The organism is Streptococcus mitis, assembly GCF_047465045.1.
GTDB lineage: Bacteria > Bacillota > Bacilli > Lactobacillales > Streptococcaceae > Streptococcus > Streptococcus mitis_DT.
Genome location: NZ_JASHAR010000002.1, coordinates 24,427 through 39,604, shown reverse-complemented (window position 1 = coordinate 39,604; position 15,178 = coordinate 24,427). Strand labels below are relative to the sequence as shown.

Genomic DNA, 15,178 nt, shown 5'->3' with positions numbered 1-15,178 from the left:
CTTTTTATCAATTCCTGAAAGCTACTAAGATTTTAAGAAAAATAAGCAAAAACCAAGTATGATAATAACAAGAATGGTCAGCGTATCCTTTCGAGTCCATTTCAGTTGTCGGTATTGACTTCTGCCTTTTCCCCCCTGATAACCGCGCGCTTCCATAGCGATAGCCAAGGAATCCGCACGTTTTAAACTTGTTGCAAAAAGAGGAATCAAAATAGGAATCATCGCCTTTACTTTTTGAACAATACTTCCTTCTCCAAAATCCACTCCACGCGCTTTCTGTGCATTCATAATCCGCGTCGTATCATCCATCAAGGTTGGAACAAAACGTAGACTCATGGACAGCATCAATCCAATTTCATGAACTGGAACTTTCACACACTTTAAAGGCGCTAACAAAGCTTCGACAGCTGATGCCAAACTTAAGGGCATGGTCGTTAAGGTTAACAAAGTTGAAAAGAAAATAATCAATACAAAGCGACAAAAAATAATCCCAGCTTGTTGCAAAGCATAATCCGTAATTCTCACAAACGAAAACTCAAACAAAACATTCCCATTAGAAATGAAAAACAATTGAAAAATAGTTGTGAAGGCAATCAAGAAAAACATAGATTTCAAGCCCTGAATAAAGAATGAAAGAGATACTCCTGACAAGGCAATAAATATCCCTGTCACTATAAAAAGAATTAGATTCGTCAAGGGATTATTAGCCCAAAAAACGATCAAAATCAGTAGCATCATAGCCAGTAATTTGCTGCGTGGATCCAATCGGTGAACTATCGAATCCCCTGGGATATAACGCCCCAAAATCATACTATCCATTTAGCGACTCCTTGAACTCCTCTATCTTAATCGGTAATCGTTTAAATGACACGCCTCTATCAGCCAATCGTTTACAAAAAGCTGTAATTTTAGGTACTCCCAACTGAACTTCTTCCATAAAAACAACATCTTGAAAGACATCACTCGGTTTACCAAACTTAACTAAACGTCCTTTTTCCATCACATATGCCTGGTTCGCATATTCAGCAACATCATCCATCAAATGTGTTACTAAGACGATGGTCATCCCTGACTGATGGAGCTTTTTGAACAAATTCATCAGCTCTTTTCTTCCCAGGGGATCTAGGCCTGCTGTGGGCTCATCTAAGACTAATATGGCTGGTTCCATGGCAAGTATGCCTGCAATGGCGACACGTCTCATTTGTCCACCTGATAACTCAAACGGACTGCGATCAAAAAGTGATTCATCAATTCCAACCAGAGCCAGTTTCTCACGCGCAATCTGCTCCGCATCTTCTTCAGAAACTCCAAAATTTTGCGGTCCAAAAGCAACATCCTTCAAAACTGTTTCTTCAAAGATCTGATTTTCAGCAAACTGAAATACCAAGCCAACCTGTTTTCTAATTTGACGAATATCTTTGTTTTTAGAAGTCGAGGTGATTAAGGTATCAAAAACTCGTACACTTCCTTGACTTGGCACCAATAAACCATTTAAAAGTTGTAAAATAGTTGATTTACCGCTACCTGTGTGGCCAATTAAAGCCGTATAAGAACCATCTTCAATCGTCAAAGAAACATCCGACAAAGCTGTTGAAGCTAAGGGAGTCCCTTCTTGATATGTAAAACTCACATTTTCTAGAGCAATTCCCATAGCTTATCCTCTAGCTCACTTTCTGTCAAATAATTTTCAGGCAAATCATAGCCATTCTGGCTCAAAGAATTTTTTAATTGATTGGCAAAAGGATCGTCTAATCCAATTTGATCTAAATCATTTCGAGAGAAAAGTTCTCTAGGGCTACTAGTTGATTCAATTTCCCCTTTTTTCATGACCAATACGCGATCACTCATAGCAACTTCTTCCAAATCATGTGTAATGGAAATGACCGTCATATCATAGTCTTTTCGAATTCCTTTTACTGTCTCAATAAGTTCTCTACGACCCTCAGGATCCAACATACTCGTTGCTTCATCTAGGATTAAAATAGCTGGTCTTAGGGCTACAACACCTGCAATGGCCACACGTTGCTTTTGGCCACCCGATAGACGCGCCGGCTCTCTCTTTTTAAAGTCCAACATGCCAACTAAATCCAGAGCTTCTTCCACTCTCTTTTTCATTTCTTGACGAGAAAGGCCCTGATTTTCCAAACCAAAGGCAACATCATCTTCAACAGTCGCTCCAACAAATTGATTGTCTGGATTTTGAAAAACCATACCGATTTGACGCCGTATACTCCAAACATTCTCCTCAGTCAGCAGTTGGCCATCGATTACAATCTCTCCAGATTCTGCCTCCAGTAAGCCATCAATTAATCGTACGGTCGTTGATTTACCACTACCATTATGCCCTACAATCGAAAGCCATTCTCCACGTTTCACGTGAAACGTAATATCCTTCACATCATAGTATTCCTGACTTTCCTTATAGCGAAAGGAAAGATTTTTTACATCAATTATTGATTTCATTTCGAACCAAATGTCCCTTTAAATACATAGGCACTACCCTTGAAATAATCATATCCAGAGTAGATAGTGAAAAACAAGGCTACATAAAGTAGAACTTGACCAATCAAAGTCCAATGTAATAGCAAGAAAATAATCGCAAACATCTGACTGAAAGTTTTAATTTTTCCAGGCATGGCTGCTGCTAAAACCGTTCCACCAGTTTCAACCAGTAAAAGCCTCAAACCTGTCACAGCCAACTCACGACAGATAATCACTGCAACAATCCAAGCCGGAGCCATTCCTAACTCAATCAGCATAATAAAAGCCGACATAACTAGTAGCTTATCCGCCATAGGATCTGCAAATTTACCAAAATTACTAACCACATTCCATTTACGAGCTAAATATCCATCTAAATAGTCTGTAATACTAGCAACAGCAAAGATAATAGCTGCTACCATATGACTCTCTATCGAATTTCCTACTGTTAAAATAAAGATAAAAATAGGTATAAAGAGAATTCGACCTATCGTTAAAAGATTTGGAATTTGTTCTTTTTTCATTCGTTTTTCCTTAATTTTTAGTAAAGGTTACAGTGATTTGTCCAGTCTGAGCTGTTAATTTCGATAAATCAACAGTCTGATTGTCTACTGTTAAGGCAACACCTTTGACAACACCTAAAGTAATGGTCACAGGATTTTTAGTTGAAACGCTTGTTTCCGCACTTTTATTATCCGGTGATAAAGTCACACCACCCTCAAGATCACTTTCTGAAACACTAACCCAACTTCTAGCATCTGACACTGATAATTGCAATTTTGCAGTGTCTTTACTCGTTTTATAAGCAACTTCTACTCGATTTCCTTCACCCGATACCGTTATAGCTGGTTCAGTATTAGAAGAACTACTACTAGTTGAAGATGGAGTTGCAGAACTAGTCGAGCTTGTTGCTTGGACTACACTATAACTAGACGCAGATGAACGCTCCGGTTGAGTCTGGATATAATTCCAAACATAATAGGTCACAAAAATTAAAATCGATAAGGCAAAAAGGATAAAATAAAATAAAGGTAAAAAGGATGTTTTTTTCTTACTTGAACGTCTCCTACCTGTCAACTCGTCTTCATCAACATCTACTTCCTCATAAGTAATCATGCTCCCAGAATCATAAGCATCCAAGACAATTCGCTCATCTAACTCAACAGCCCACGCATACTTTCGCAAAAAAGAACGAGTATAAAATGGACTAGGAAGTTGATCAAAATCATCAGCTTCCATTGCCTCCAACATCTCCAACTGAATTTCTGTTTTTTTATGTAATTCTTCTAAAGTCAACCCTTGGTTGGTTCTAGCTAAACGTAAAACCTCACCAATTGTTTTTTTCCTCATACTTGTCATCCCTTCTTTCTAGTGTCTATTATGATAGGTTACTACGATGGGAATATTGTAAAATCAACTATATCCCCTTCATCTATTAAGTGATGTCCAGCATCAAGGACATCCTCTAAAGTAATTTCCTGTAAAATCTTTGGTAAATCAAAAATTGTCTCACCATGTTCAAAAGCATCATATTGCGTTGCAATAAATTCAAGAGAGTTCATGCTACTGAAAAATTCCCCAAACATCTCTCTTTTGATAATATCTAAATGATCCTCTGTAATATCCAAATCCTTTGTAAAATTACGAATGGCCTTCCTAAACTGATGAGATAAAGCAACTGGCTCTTTCGTATCCATTGTCAACATAACAAAATGAAAACGACTTGTTACTTCAATTTCAAGAGATAAGGAAGCATCTATTTTACCTGATTCATATAATTTTTGAAAACGATCCGAAGTCCAACCAAACATCATTGCAAACAATAATTTTAATAAAATATGATATCGATAGCAATCCGATTCAGCAACTTCTCGTTTACCTCTAACTCCAATCGCTAGTTTGGGAGAAGATACTTCCATCCTCATACTGTCTGTTTGCTTCACATCTTGCAAAAGCAACTTTTCTCTTGCCACTTCATGAACATTTGAATCTTTCAGTTCTTTTCTTTCAAGATAGTCCTGTACTCGCTCCACATCAAAATTACCAACTAAAAACAGAGACATATTTACAGGTTTGTAAAACCTTGTAAAGTTTTCTTGCAAATTAGTTAGATTGATTTGGGAAATGGATTCCTCACTTCCAACTATATCAGTAGCTAAAGGTGTACCAGGATATAAATTCGCTAGAGTTGAAAAGAATAAACACGAATCTGGATCATCTTGATACATTTCCCGTTCTTGCTGGATAATATCCTGCTCTCTCAGAATCGAATCTTCGGTGAAATGTGCTGATGTTACCAATTCATCAAGTAAGTCTAAATTTTCTAAAAAATAATCCGTTGCTGAAAAAAGATAGTTTGTTTTTGTAAAGCTTGTAAAGGCATTGCTGTCTGCACCTAGACTCGTAAAAGCCGACATCAAATCACTAGAATCTTCTCTCTCAAATAATTTATGTTCAAGAAAATGAGCAATTCCCGCAGGATATTGTTTTACATCTCCGTCAACTTCTGTGACAAGCGTATCTACCGAACCAAACTGTACAGTTACACTCCCGTAAACCTCTTTAAATTCCTTTTTAGGTAAAAGAGCTACTGTTAATCCGTTTGCCAAACGAGTTCGATAAACCATTTCTTTTACAGCTGGATAGTATTTTTCTTCAAAAACAACCTTTGTCATTCTATTCCTTCCATAAAGTAAATCGCTTGTAGTTTCACATTATTAGCTGCTCTACAAATAGCATCTTTGTCAATTTGTTCGAGTTTTTCAATCCAACTTTTAAAGTCTGCTGAAGATTTTCCAAGTAAAGCATTTTGATAAGCACGTTCAATCAATGAACCTTGATTATCTTGAGAAAGCAGCAAAGACCGACGAATCATTTCCTTGGTCTGCTCTAACTCAAGATCTGTAAAATAACCTTTTTTTATATCAAGCAGTTGATTATTCATAATTTTTCGAGCCTGATTCCGATTTTCTCGATCAATACCAGCATACATCCTCAAAAATCCACTAAATAAGTCAAGCTGACTTGAAATGGTATAAGCTAATCCAGCATTTTCACGGACATTTGTAAAGAGTTTAGAGTGAGCAAATCCCCCCAGTAAACCATTCATTACAATCATGGGTAAATGTTTCTCATTACCATATTCAGCAGAACAATGATATCCCAATTCCAAAATCGATTGTCCCACATTTTTCCGAACCATACCTTCTTGTAGTATATTGGAATAAGGTTGGCAATATTGAATCTTCACATCCACTTCTCGACCTTTAAAACCAAATGATTCTAATACATTTTGAATTTCAATCTCATTAAAATCACCTAGGAAAAAGAAATCTACTCGATCATTAGCCAAAAATTTTTGGAAACAAGAATAAGAACTTTGTGGAGTTTCAGCTAAAATACGATTGCGTAAATCACTATACTCTAATTGGAGACATTCGTCATGAAAAAATAATTTGTCTAATTCTTTATGTGAAAAATAAAAAGAATCATCCATATCAGATGCTAAACTTGCTAGCAATTGCTTTTTCTCAATTTCAAATAAGGCCGAATCAAACCCATTATCAACTACCACGGGTGAGAAAAGAGTTTCTTTTACTAGTTCCAAAACCTGTGCAGTTAGCACATTTTTCTTACTTAAAAACTCATCACGAACATATGTGAATGTCAATTCTACAATGTGGCCTTGTCCTCTTCTAAAACAATTGGTTGACATATCTGTACCATATAGACTAGCCAAGTGTCTTCTCAAATCTTGAGAAGTGGGATACATCAGATTAGCAGTCTCTAGCATACTCGCACTCAACATGCGACCTGCAATCGTATCAAGAGATAATGGAGCTGTAAAACGCACGGTGATTTTGTTCGTTTTAAACTTTTTTGATTGGATAAAATGTGTTGAAATTCCATGCACTAACTCCATGATTTACCTCCTTATATACAGACTTCTATTATATCACGAAAACCTGAAATTTTCTTGTTCTCTGTAACACTTTTGAAATAAAAATCGCTTACATTACTCCTTATTTCTCTCACTATTTTTAGGAAAATATGGTATAATACCAAAGATTGAGGTGAATTATGGAATACAAATTATTTGAAGAATTTATTACCCTCCAAGCACTACTCAAAGAACTTGGAATTACACATAGCGGAGGAGCTATCAAATCATTTCTCTCTGAACACTCTGTTTACTTTAATGGGGAATTAGAGAGTCGTCGTGGTAAAAAACTTCATATTGGTGATAAAGTTGACATCCCTGACATGAATATTGACATCTTGTTGACACAACCTACTTCTGAGGAGCAAGAGGAATATCAGGCTGATAAAGTTGAAAAAGAACGAATCGCTAAACTTGTTAAGGAGATGAATAAGGGAGTAAAAAAAGATAAATCAAAACCTACTTCATCACCCAAAAACAAACAAACTCCGCGATTCCCTGGTAGATAATCATGTGGCTACAACACCTATCTCTCAAGACTTTTCGTAACTATAAAGAGACGAAAATAGACTTTAATCCTAAATTAAATGTCTTTTTAGGACGCAATGCGCAAGGTAAAACAAATATGTTAGAGGCTATCTATTTTTTAGCCTTAACACGTAGTCATCGGACTCGGACAGATAAAAATCTTATTCATTTTGACGAGGAACAACTTCATCTTTCAGGTCTTGTTCAGAAACAAACGGGATCCATTCCTCTCGAAATCGAACTAACACAAAAAGGGCGTGTGACAAAAGTTAATCATTTAAAACAGGCACGACTTTCAGATTATGTCGGACACATGAATGTTGTCTTATTTGCTCCTGAAGATTTACAACTAATTAAAGGAGCACCTACAATTCGACGAAAATTTATTGATATGGAGCTTGGACAAATTAAGCCAATCTATTTATCAGATTTAACCAATTATAACCACATCCTAAAGCAAAGAAACACTTACCTAAAATCAGCTCAAAAAATAGATGAAACCTTCCTTTCAGTCTTAGATGATCAGCTAGTTGATTATGGATGTCGTGTAATGAATCACCGCTTAGATTTCATAAAAAAACTAGAATCATTTGGTCGTAAGAAACATTTTGAACTCTCTAATCAGATTGAAGAGTTGTCAATATCCTATCAATCTTCTGTCAAGCCAACTGATCAAGAAGATTTATCTGAATCTTTCAAAATTGCTTTAGAAAAAAGTAGATCCAGAGATTTATTTAAAAAGAATACTGGTGTTGGTCCTCATCGGGATGACATTTCTTTTTATATAAATGGGATGGATGCTAGTTTTGGAAGTCAAGGTCAACATCGTAGTCTCGTCCTCTCTATAAAATTAGCAGAAATCGAGTTAATGGAAAGTATTACTACAGAATCTCCGATATTATTGCTTGACGATGTTATGAGTGAACTTGACAACACTAGACAACTAAAATTATTAGAAACGATTTCTCATTCAATCCAAACCTTTATTACAACAACAAGCTTAGATCATCTTCAAAATTTACCAGAAAATCTAAGTGTTTTCGCTATTCAAAATGGTCAAGTTTCTGTAAATAAAAATTGATAACATTGTAAAAGAACTCCTGTTTTCGCAGGAGTTCTTTTTATTTCTTTTACATAGAATAATTTGGTGCCTCATTAGTAATTTGTACATCATGAGGGTGGCTTTCTTTCAAACCCGCACCAGACATTTCAATAAATTGAGCATTGTCATGTAACTCTTTAAGGTTAGCTGCACCACAGTAACCCATACCAGAGCGAATACCACCAATCATTTGGAAGACGATATCAGCTGCTGCTCCTTTATAAGCAACACGACCTTCAATTCCTTCTGGAACAAGTTTATTTGCTTCATTGACAGAACCTTGGAAGTAACGATCGCTTGAACCTTTCTTCATTGCTGCGATTGATCCCATACCACGGTAAGTCTTGAACTTACGTCCTTGGAAGATTTCAGTTTCACCTGGTGCTTCGTCTGTTCCAGCAAACATTGATCCAAGCATAACTGCATTTCCACCAGCAGCAAGAGCTTTTACAATATCTCCAGAATACTTGATTCCACCGTCAGCAATGATCGTTTTACCATATTCACGCGCAACAGCTGCAGCATCATAGATAGCTGTTACTTGTGGAACACCAACACCAGCAATCACACGAGTAGTACAGATAGAACCTGGTCCAATACCAACCTTGACAACGTCTACACCTGCTTCGTAAAGTGCGCGCGCTCCCTCAGCAGTAGCAATATTTCCAGCAATCAAAGTACGATCTGGGAAATGAGCACGAATCTCAGCAATTTTACGCAAGACACCTGCAGAATGACCATGTGCAGTATCAATAACAATCGCATCCGCTCCTGCCTCAAAAAGAGCCTCTGCACGTTCAAATGTATCTGAAGTAACACCTACTGCACCTGCAACTAGAAGACGACCAAACTCATCTTTAGCAGCATTTGGAAACTCAATAACTTTTTCAATATCTTTGATAGTAATCAAACCAGAAAGGCGACCTTCTTCATCTACCAAAGGAAGCTTTTCAATACGGTGTTCTTGAAGAATACTCTCAGCTGTTGTAAGATCTGTACCCACAGGAGCAGTCACAAGATTTTCACTGGTCATATGATTGGAGATTGGTTGGTTATAGTCTGAAATAAAACGAAGATCTCGGTTTGTCAAAATACCAACCAATTTACGATTTTCAAGTGTTTCAACAACTGGAACACCACTGATGCGGTAACGACCCATAAGCTCATCTGCTTCAGCAATTGTATGTTCAGGCGTCAAGAAGAACGGATCAATAATAACTCCATTTTCAGAACGTTTTACCTTACGAACCTCGTCTGCTTGTTGAGCAATTGACATGTTTTTATGGATAACTCCGAGACCGCCTGCACGAGCAATAGCAATGGCCATTTGACTCTCTGTAACTGTGTCCATGGCAGCGGTAATAATTGGGATATTTAAAGTCAGATTATCTGCCAATTTAGTTGTTAAATCTGCATCGTTAGGCAACACATGACTTTCAGCTGGAATAAGCAATACATCATCAAAGGTAAAACCTTTTTTCAAAAATTTAGTGTCCCAATTAGACATTCGAAGTTTCCTCTTTTCTTTCTTTTTGAGCTTGACTCTTTTTATATTGTATCTATCATACCATTCTATAAAAATTTGTCAAATGTTACAGGGGTAAATAAAAAACTATCTTTTCTTTGAGATAGAAATGATAGTTTCTTGTAAAATAAACCTAGTTAAAATAATGAAGTCCCATTGCTCCTTTTACCTCAGATAGGGTTTGACCTGCAACTTCACGCGCTCTTTCACTACCTTTTTGAAGCATATTATAAACTTCTCCCATATCCTTAGCAAATTCGATACGTCGCTCACGAATAGGACCAAGTTCACGCTCTAATATTTCAAGTAGATAACGCTTGGTCTTCACATCACCAAGACCACCTCGTTGATAATGTTCTTTCATGTCAGCAATTTCTTGAGCATCTTCTGGACGACCAAAAACATCTAGATAATGGAAAACCATATTGCCCTCAATCTTACCTGGATCCTCAACGCGGATATGATCGGGATCTGTATACATACTCATTACTTTTTTACGCAAAGTATCCGCATCATCAGCTAAATAAATACCATTATTAAGTGATTTAGACATTTTAGCATTTCCATCTAAACCAGGCAAACGCCCTGCTCTCTCATTTTCTGGATAAATACCTTCCGGTTCTACCAAGACATCACAGTTATATGCATTGTTAAAAGAACGAACAATTTCACGAGTCTGCTCAATCATTGGTTTCTGATCTGTCCCAACAGGAACATAGTTGGCCTTAAAGGCTGTGATGTCAGCTGCTTGTGCAATTGGATAAACCAAAAATCCTGTCGGAATGCTTTCTCCAAATTCCTTCTGAGCAATTTCTGTCTTGACAGTTGGATTGCGCTCCAAACGTGCTAATGACACTAAATTCATATAATACATAGACAACTCAGCTAATTCTGGAATTTGGCTTTGAATAAAGATAGTTGATTTACTTGGATCCAATCCAACTGCAAGGTAATCCAAAGCTACATTTCCGATAGACTCTACAATGGTTTGAGGGTCTTTAGCATGATCTGTCAAAGCTTGTTGGTCAGCCAAGAACACAAACATATCATACTTATCCTCTTCCTGTAATAATACTCGATTTTTGAGACTTCCAACATAATGTCCAATATGCAATTTTCCTGTTGGACGGTCTCCTGTTAAAATAATGGGTTTAGTCATTTTGTTCTCCTTCGATATAGTCCCTTCAATTATAGCATTTTTTTAATGAAATAACCGTAATTTATCAAAATAAATCAGCCTTGCTATTTACGGATTTGTGTAAAGTATGCTGTAAATTTAATTTACACAAAATTGACAGATAAAAATTTGAATATTTCCGTATTTTCTAGTAGAATAAATATATTACATATATAGGAGAAAAACATTGCTTACAGTATCTGATGTTTCACTACGTTTTAGTGATCGCAAACTTTTTGATGATGTCAATATCAAATTTACAGAAGGAAATACTTACGGATTGATCGGTGCTAATGGTGCCGGAAAATCAACCTTTTTAAAAATTTTAGCTGGAGATATCGAACCTACTACTGGTCACATCTCTCTTGGTCCAGATGAACGTCTCTCTGTTCTTCGTCAAAATCACTTTGACTATGAAGATGAACGTGCCATTGATGTTGTTATCATGGGAAATGAAAAACTTTATAGCATCATGAAAGAGAAAGATGCCATCTACATGAAAGAAGATTTCTCAGACGAAGATGGAGTGCGTGCTGCCGAACTTGAAGGAGAGTTTGCCGAGCTTGGAGGATGGGAAGCAGAAAGTGAAGCCTCTCAACTCCTTCAAAACCTAAATATCCCAGAAGAATTGCACTATCAAAATATGAGCGAGTTGGCCAACGGTGAAAAAGTAAAGGTTCTCCTCGCCAAAGCACTTTTTGGTAAACCAGATGTTCTTCTTTTGGACGAGCCGACCAATGGTTTGGATATCCAATCAATTACATGGCTAGAAGACTTCTTGATTGATTTTGATAACACCGTTATCGTAGTATCCCACGACCGTCACTTCTTAAACAAAGTATGTACTCACATGGCCGACCTTGACTTCGGAAAAATCAAACTCTATGTCGGAAACTATGACTTCTGGAAGGAATCTTCTGAACTCGCTGCTAAATTGCTAGCAGACCGTAATGCCAAAGCAGAAGAAAAAATTAAACAATTGCAAGAGTTCGTTGCTCGTTTCTCTGCCAATGCTTCTAAGTCAAGACAGGCAACATCACGTAAGAAAATGCTTGATAAGATTGAACTTGAAGAAATTGTACCATCTAGTCGTAAATATCCATTTATCAACTTTAAAGCGGAACGTGAGATTGGTAATGATCTCTTGACAGTAGAAAATCTAACTGTAAAGATTGATGGTGAGACTATTTTAGATAATATCAGCTTTATCTTGCGTCCAGGTGATAAGACAGCGCTTATTGGACAAAATGACATCCAAACGACTGCATTAATTCGTGCAATCATGGGGGACATTGACTATGAAGGAACTGTCAAGTGGGGAGTAACTACTAGCCGTTCTTACTTGCCAAAAGATAACTCGGCAGATTTTGCAGGAGGAGAGTCAATCCTTGAATGGTTGCGTCAATTCGCAAGTAAAGAAGAAGATGACAATACTTTCCTACGTGGCTTCCTCGGCCGTATGCTCTTCTCTGGAGATGAGGTTAACAAACCTGTAAATGTCTTGTCAGGGGGAGAAAAAGTTCGTGTCATGCTTTCAAAACTCATGCTCTTAAAATCAAATGTCCTTGTACTTGATGATCCAACCAATCACTTGGACTTGGAATCTATCTCAAGCTTGAATGATGGATTGAAAAACTTTAAAGAATCAATCATCTTTGCCAGCCATGACCACGAGTTTATTCAAACTCTAGCCAACCATATCATTGTCTTGTCTAAAAATGGCGTCATTGACCGTATCGATGAAACCTATGATGAATTCCTAGAGAATGCAGAAGTACAAGCAAAAGTTAAAGAACTTTGGAAAGACTAAAAAAATTCAAAACTCAGTTGGGTTAACCAGCTGAGTTTTCTAACATTTTATGAGGTAACATGAAATTATTTTTTAAAACATATTGGACATATTTTGTTTCTTTCATCATTCCTGTATTGATTATGGCAGGAGTATACCTATCTCAAGGTATCTACTGGAATAGTGACACCTCTCCTCTATTAGGAGATGGCTTTCATCAATACGTTATTTTTGATATAGCTCTAAGAAATATCCTACATGGAAATGGTAGTTTGTTTTACACCTTTACAAGTGGTCTAGGACTAAACTTCTATGCCCTATCTAGTTATTACTTGGGTAGTTTTCTCGCGCCTCTGGTTTACTTTTTTGATTTAACGAATATGCCAGATGCTGTCTATCTGACAACTCTCTTAAAATTTGGATTGATTGGTCTGTCAACCTTCTTTAGTTTAAATAAATTATTTAAAAATATCCCTCAGACTTTAAAACTAGCTTTATCTACTTCCTATGCTCTGATGAGTTTCACTGTCAGTCAATTAGAGATAAAAACCTGGCTAGATGTTTTTATCTTGATTCCTTTAATTATAACTGGTTTACAGCTACTTATCACTGAAAAGAAATTCCTATTGTACTTTACAAGTCTGTCAATCTTATTTATCCAAAACTATTATTTTGGCTATATGACAGCATTGTTTCTTATTTTCTTGTATCTCTATCAAATTTCTTGGGATTTTAAAACTCGAAAATCATCTGTTCTTGATTTCATAATCACCTCCATTTTAGCTAGTATGGCTAGTTTGATTATGACTCTTCCCACTCTGTTTGATTTACAGACACATGGGGAAAAATTGACTGAAATTACAAAGTTTCAAACTGAAAGTAGCTGGTATCTTGATCTCTTTGCTAAACAATTCATTGGTTCCTTTGACACAACAAAGTATGGGGCCATCCCAATGATTTTTGTTGGACTCCTTCCCTTTATTTTGACCATTTTATTTTTTACTCTGAAATCTATTAAGTTTCACGTGAAACTTATCTATGCAATCTTCTTTACATTTCTAATTGCAAGCTTTTATATTGAAGCTCTTGATTTATTTTGGCAAGGCATGCATACTCCAAACATGTTTTTACATCGCTATGCTTGGATTTTCTCTACCTTGTTAATTTACACAGCAGCAGAAATCTTAAATCGTCTGAAAGAAATTAAAATCTGGAATTTTTTAGTTTCGCTTTTTCTTATAGTAACAGGATTTTTAGCTACCATCTATCTAAAATCGCATTATTCTTTTTTAACAGATTTGAATATCCTACTGACTCTTGAATTTTTAGTTGTCTATTCGCTTTTACTCCTTGCAGTTATCAAAAAGTTTATCTCTGTAAATCTATTTGCCATTCTAATCTCTTTATTTATAATAGTTGAAATGAGTTTAAATGCTTCATCTCAAATAGACGGAATTTCTAAGGAATGGGGATTTGCTTCTCGAAGTGCATATAGTAGAGATATCCCAGCTATGGAATCTTTCTCAACATATATTGAGGATCCATTTACTCGTACTGAAAAACTACAAACTCAGACAGGGAATGACAGTATGAAATTCAACTACAATGGAATCTCTCAATTTTCATCTGTTCGAAATCGTTCAGCAAGCTCTACTTTGGATAAACTTGGCTTTAAATCCTCTGGGACCAATCTCAATCTCCGTTATGCAAATAATAGTATTTTGGCTGATAGTTTATTTGGCATCCAGTATAATATCTCAGACAGTCCTATTGATAAGTATGGTTTTAAAGATATCTATCAAAAAGATAATCTTACCCTATATGAAAATCAATACTCTCTTCCAATTGCCTTTGCTAGTCAATCTATTTACAACGATGTCAAGTTCAATGAACATACTCTAGATAATCAGGCCTCGTTTTTAAATCAACTTGCTGACGTCAATTTTGATTATTTTTCTCCAATACCCTATAAAAAAACAGAGAATACTGATGATTTGATTACTGTTACAAGTTCTTCAAATGAGGATGCAGCGCTCCAGTATCAAATTGAAGTGCCAGAAAACAGTCAAGTTTATCTTTCTTTCACAAACCTTCACTTTTCTAATGACAAACAAAAAAAGGTTGACATCCTTGTAAATGGGGAAAAGAAAACTTTTACAACTGATAATGTCTTCTCCTTCTTTAATCTAGGATATACTAAAGAGAAAAAAACTTTCAATATTAATGTTAGTTTCCCTGGAAATTCACAGGTATCATTTGAATCTCCTACCTTCTATCGTTTAGATACCAAAACTTTTACCGAGGCAATTCAAAAAATTAAAGAACAACCTGTCACAGTATCAACTTCTAAAAACAAGGTCTTTGCTACATATGATGTCAAACAAGATACGTCGATTTTCTTCACCATTCCTTATGACAAAGGTTGGTCTGCCTACCAAGATGGTAAGAAAATAAAAATTAACCAAGCTCAAACTGGCTTTATGAAAGTTGACGTTCCTAAGGGAAAAGGAACTATTACACTTTCCTTTATTCCCAATGGGTTTGTTATTGGAGCAATCTGTTCCTTTACTTCTCTTTTTCTATTTGGAATCTATAATCACAAACGAAAGTCATCTAAGACATAAAAAAATCGACCA

Annotated in this window: 13 protein-coding genes; 4 read left to right on the top strand and 9 right to left on the bottom strand. The window is 36.2% G+C overall.

All coding sequences use genetic code 11. From position 1 onward, the window contains the following. Window positions 1-24: 24 nt before the first annotated feature. From QM409_RS01750 to yfmF, 7 genes are read right to left on the bottom strand one after another with little or no spacing between them, the layout of a single operon-like run. Window positions 25-819: an energy-coupling factor transporter transmembrane protein EcfT gene (locus QM409_RS01750; protein ID WP_261050003.1), complete on the bottom strand. Its 795-nt coding sequence runs from the start codon at window positions 817-819 to the stop codon at window positions 25-27. Further along, window positions 812-1,651: an energy-coupling factor transporter ATPase gene (locus QM409_RS01745; RefSeq protein ID WP_049543281.1), complete on the bottom strand. Its 840-nt coding sequence runs from the start codon at window positions 1,649-1,651 to the stop codon at window positions 812-814. The genes QM409_RS01750 and QM409_RS01745 overlap by 8 nt, the downstream gene beginning before the upstream one ends. Next, window positions 1,636-2,463 carry an energy-coupling factor ABC transporter ATP-binding protein gene (locus tag QM409_RS01740; protein ID WP_414305034.1) on the bottom strand — a complete coding sequence of 276 codons (828 nt, stop codon included), beginning with the start codon at window positions 2,461-2,463 and terminating at the stop codon, window positions 1,636-1,638. Before QM409_RS01740 ends, QM409_RS01745 begins: the two co-directional genes overlap by 16 nt. Further along, on the bottom strand, window positions 2,460-3,005 hold the full coding sequence (gene pgsA / locus QM409_RS01735) for a CDP-diacylglycerol--glycerol-3-phosphate 3-phosphatidyltransferase (RefSeq protein ID WP_125392805.1): 546 nt from the start codon (window positions 3,003-3,005) through the stop codon (window positions 2,460-2,462). The genes QM409_RS01740 and pgsA overlap by 4 nt, the downstream gene beginning before the upstream one ends. A gap of 10 nt (window positions 3,006-3,015) precedes the next feature. Then, complete coding sequence (gene rodZ / locus QM409_RS01730; protein ID WP_414305033.1) at window positions 3,016-3,831, bottom strand: cytoskeleton protein RodZ; 816 nt, start codon at window positions 3,829-3,831, stop codon at window positions 3,016-3,018. A gap of 41 nt (window positions 3,832-3,872) precedes the next feature. After that, entirely contained in the window at window positions 3,873-5,156 is a 1,284-nt protein-coding gene (yfmH, locus tag QM409_RS01725) for an EF-P 5-aminopentanol modification-associated protein YfmH (RefSeq protein ID WP_414305032.1), read from the bottom strand. After that, window positions 5,153-6,403 (bottom strand): EF-P 5-aminopentanol modification-associated protein YfmF, encoded by a 1,251-nt coding sequence (gene yfmF / locus QM409_RS01720; RefSeq protein WP_414305031.1) that lies wholly within the window; start codon window positions 6,401-6,403, stop codon window positions 5,153-5,155. The genes yfmH and yfmF overlap by 4 nt, the downstream gene beginning before the upstream one ends. 158 nt (window positions 6,404-6,561) lie before the next feature. Between yfmF and yaaA the strand changes: the two genes are divergently transcribed. Both yaaA and recF read left to right on the top strand, forming a co-directional pair. After that, entirely contained in the window at window positions 6,562-6,930 is a 369-nt protein-coding gene (gene yaaA / locus QM409_RS01715) for a S4 domain-containing protein YaaA (RefSeq protein WP_000455894.1), read from the top strand. A gap of 2 nt (window positions 6,931-6,932) precedes the next feature. Beyond that, window positions 6,933-8,030, top strand: coding sequence for a DNA replication/repair protein RecF (gene recF / locus QM409_RS01710; protein WP_414305030.1), 1,098 nt, complete (start codon window positions 6,933-6,935; stop codon window positions 8,028-8,030). A 49-nt stretch (window positions 8,031-8,079) separates the two neighbouring features. On the opposite strand, the gene guaB is transcribed toward recF, so the two are convergent. Then, window positions 8,080-9,558: an IMP dehydrogenase gene (guaB, locus tag QM409_RS01705; protein ID WP_000073431.1), complete on the bottom strand. Its 1,479-nt coding sequence runs from the start codon at window positions 9,556-9,558 to the stop codon at window positions 8,080-8,082. Between the two features lie 151 nt (window positions 9,559-9,709). After that, window positions 9,710-10,735 carry a tryptophan--tRNA ligase gene (gene trpS / locus QM409_RS01700; protein WP_414305029.1) on the bottom strand — a complete coding sequence of 342 codons (1,026 nt, stop codon included), beginning with the start codon at window positions 10,733-10,735 and terminating at the stop codon, window positions 9,710-9,712. Between the two features lie 205 nt (window positions 10,736-10,940). Here trpS and QM409_RS01695 point away from each other — a divergent pair, with 205 nt between their 5' ends. Further along, window positions 10,941-12,563, top strand: coding sequence for an ATP-binding cassette domain-containing protein (locus tag QM409_RS01695; protein WP_414305028.1), 1,623 nt, complete (start codon window positions 10,941-10,943; stop codon window positions 12,561-12,563). Window positions 12,564-12,622: 59 nt separating this feature from the next. Then, on the top strand, window positions 12,623-15,166 hold the full coding sequence (locus QM409_RS01690; RefSeq protein WP_414305027.1) for a YfhO family protein: 2,544 nt from the start codon (window positions 12,623-12,625) through the stop codon (window positions 15,164-15,166). Window positions 15,167-15,178: the final 12 nt, after the last annotated feature.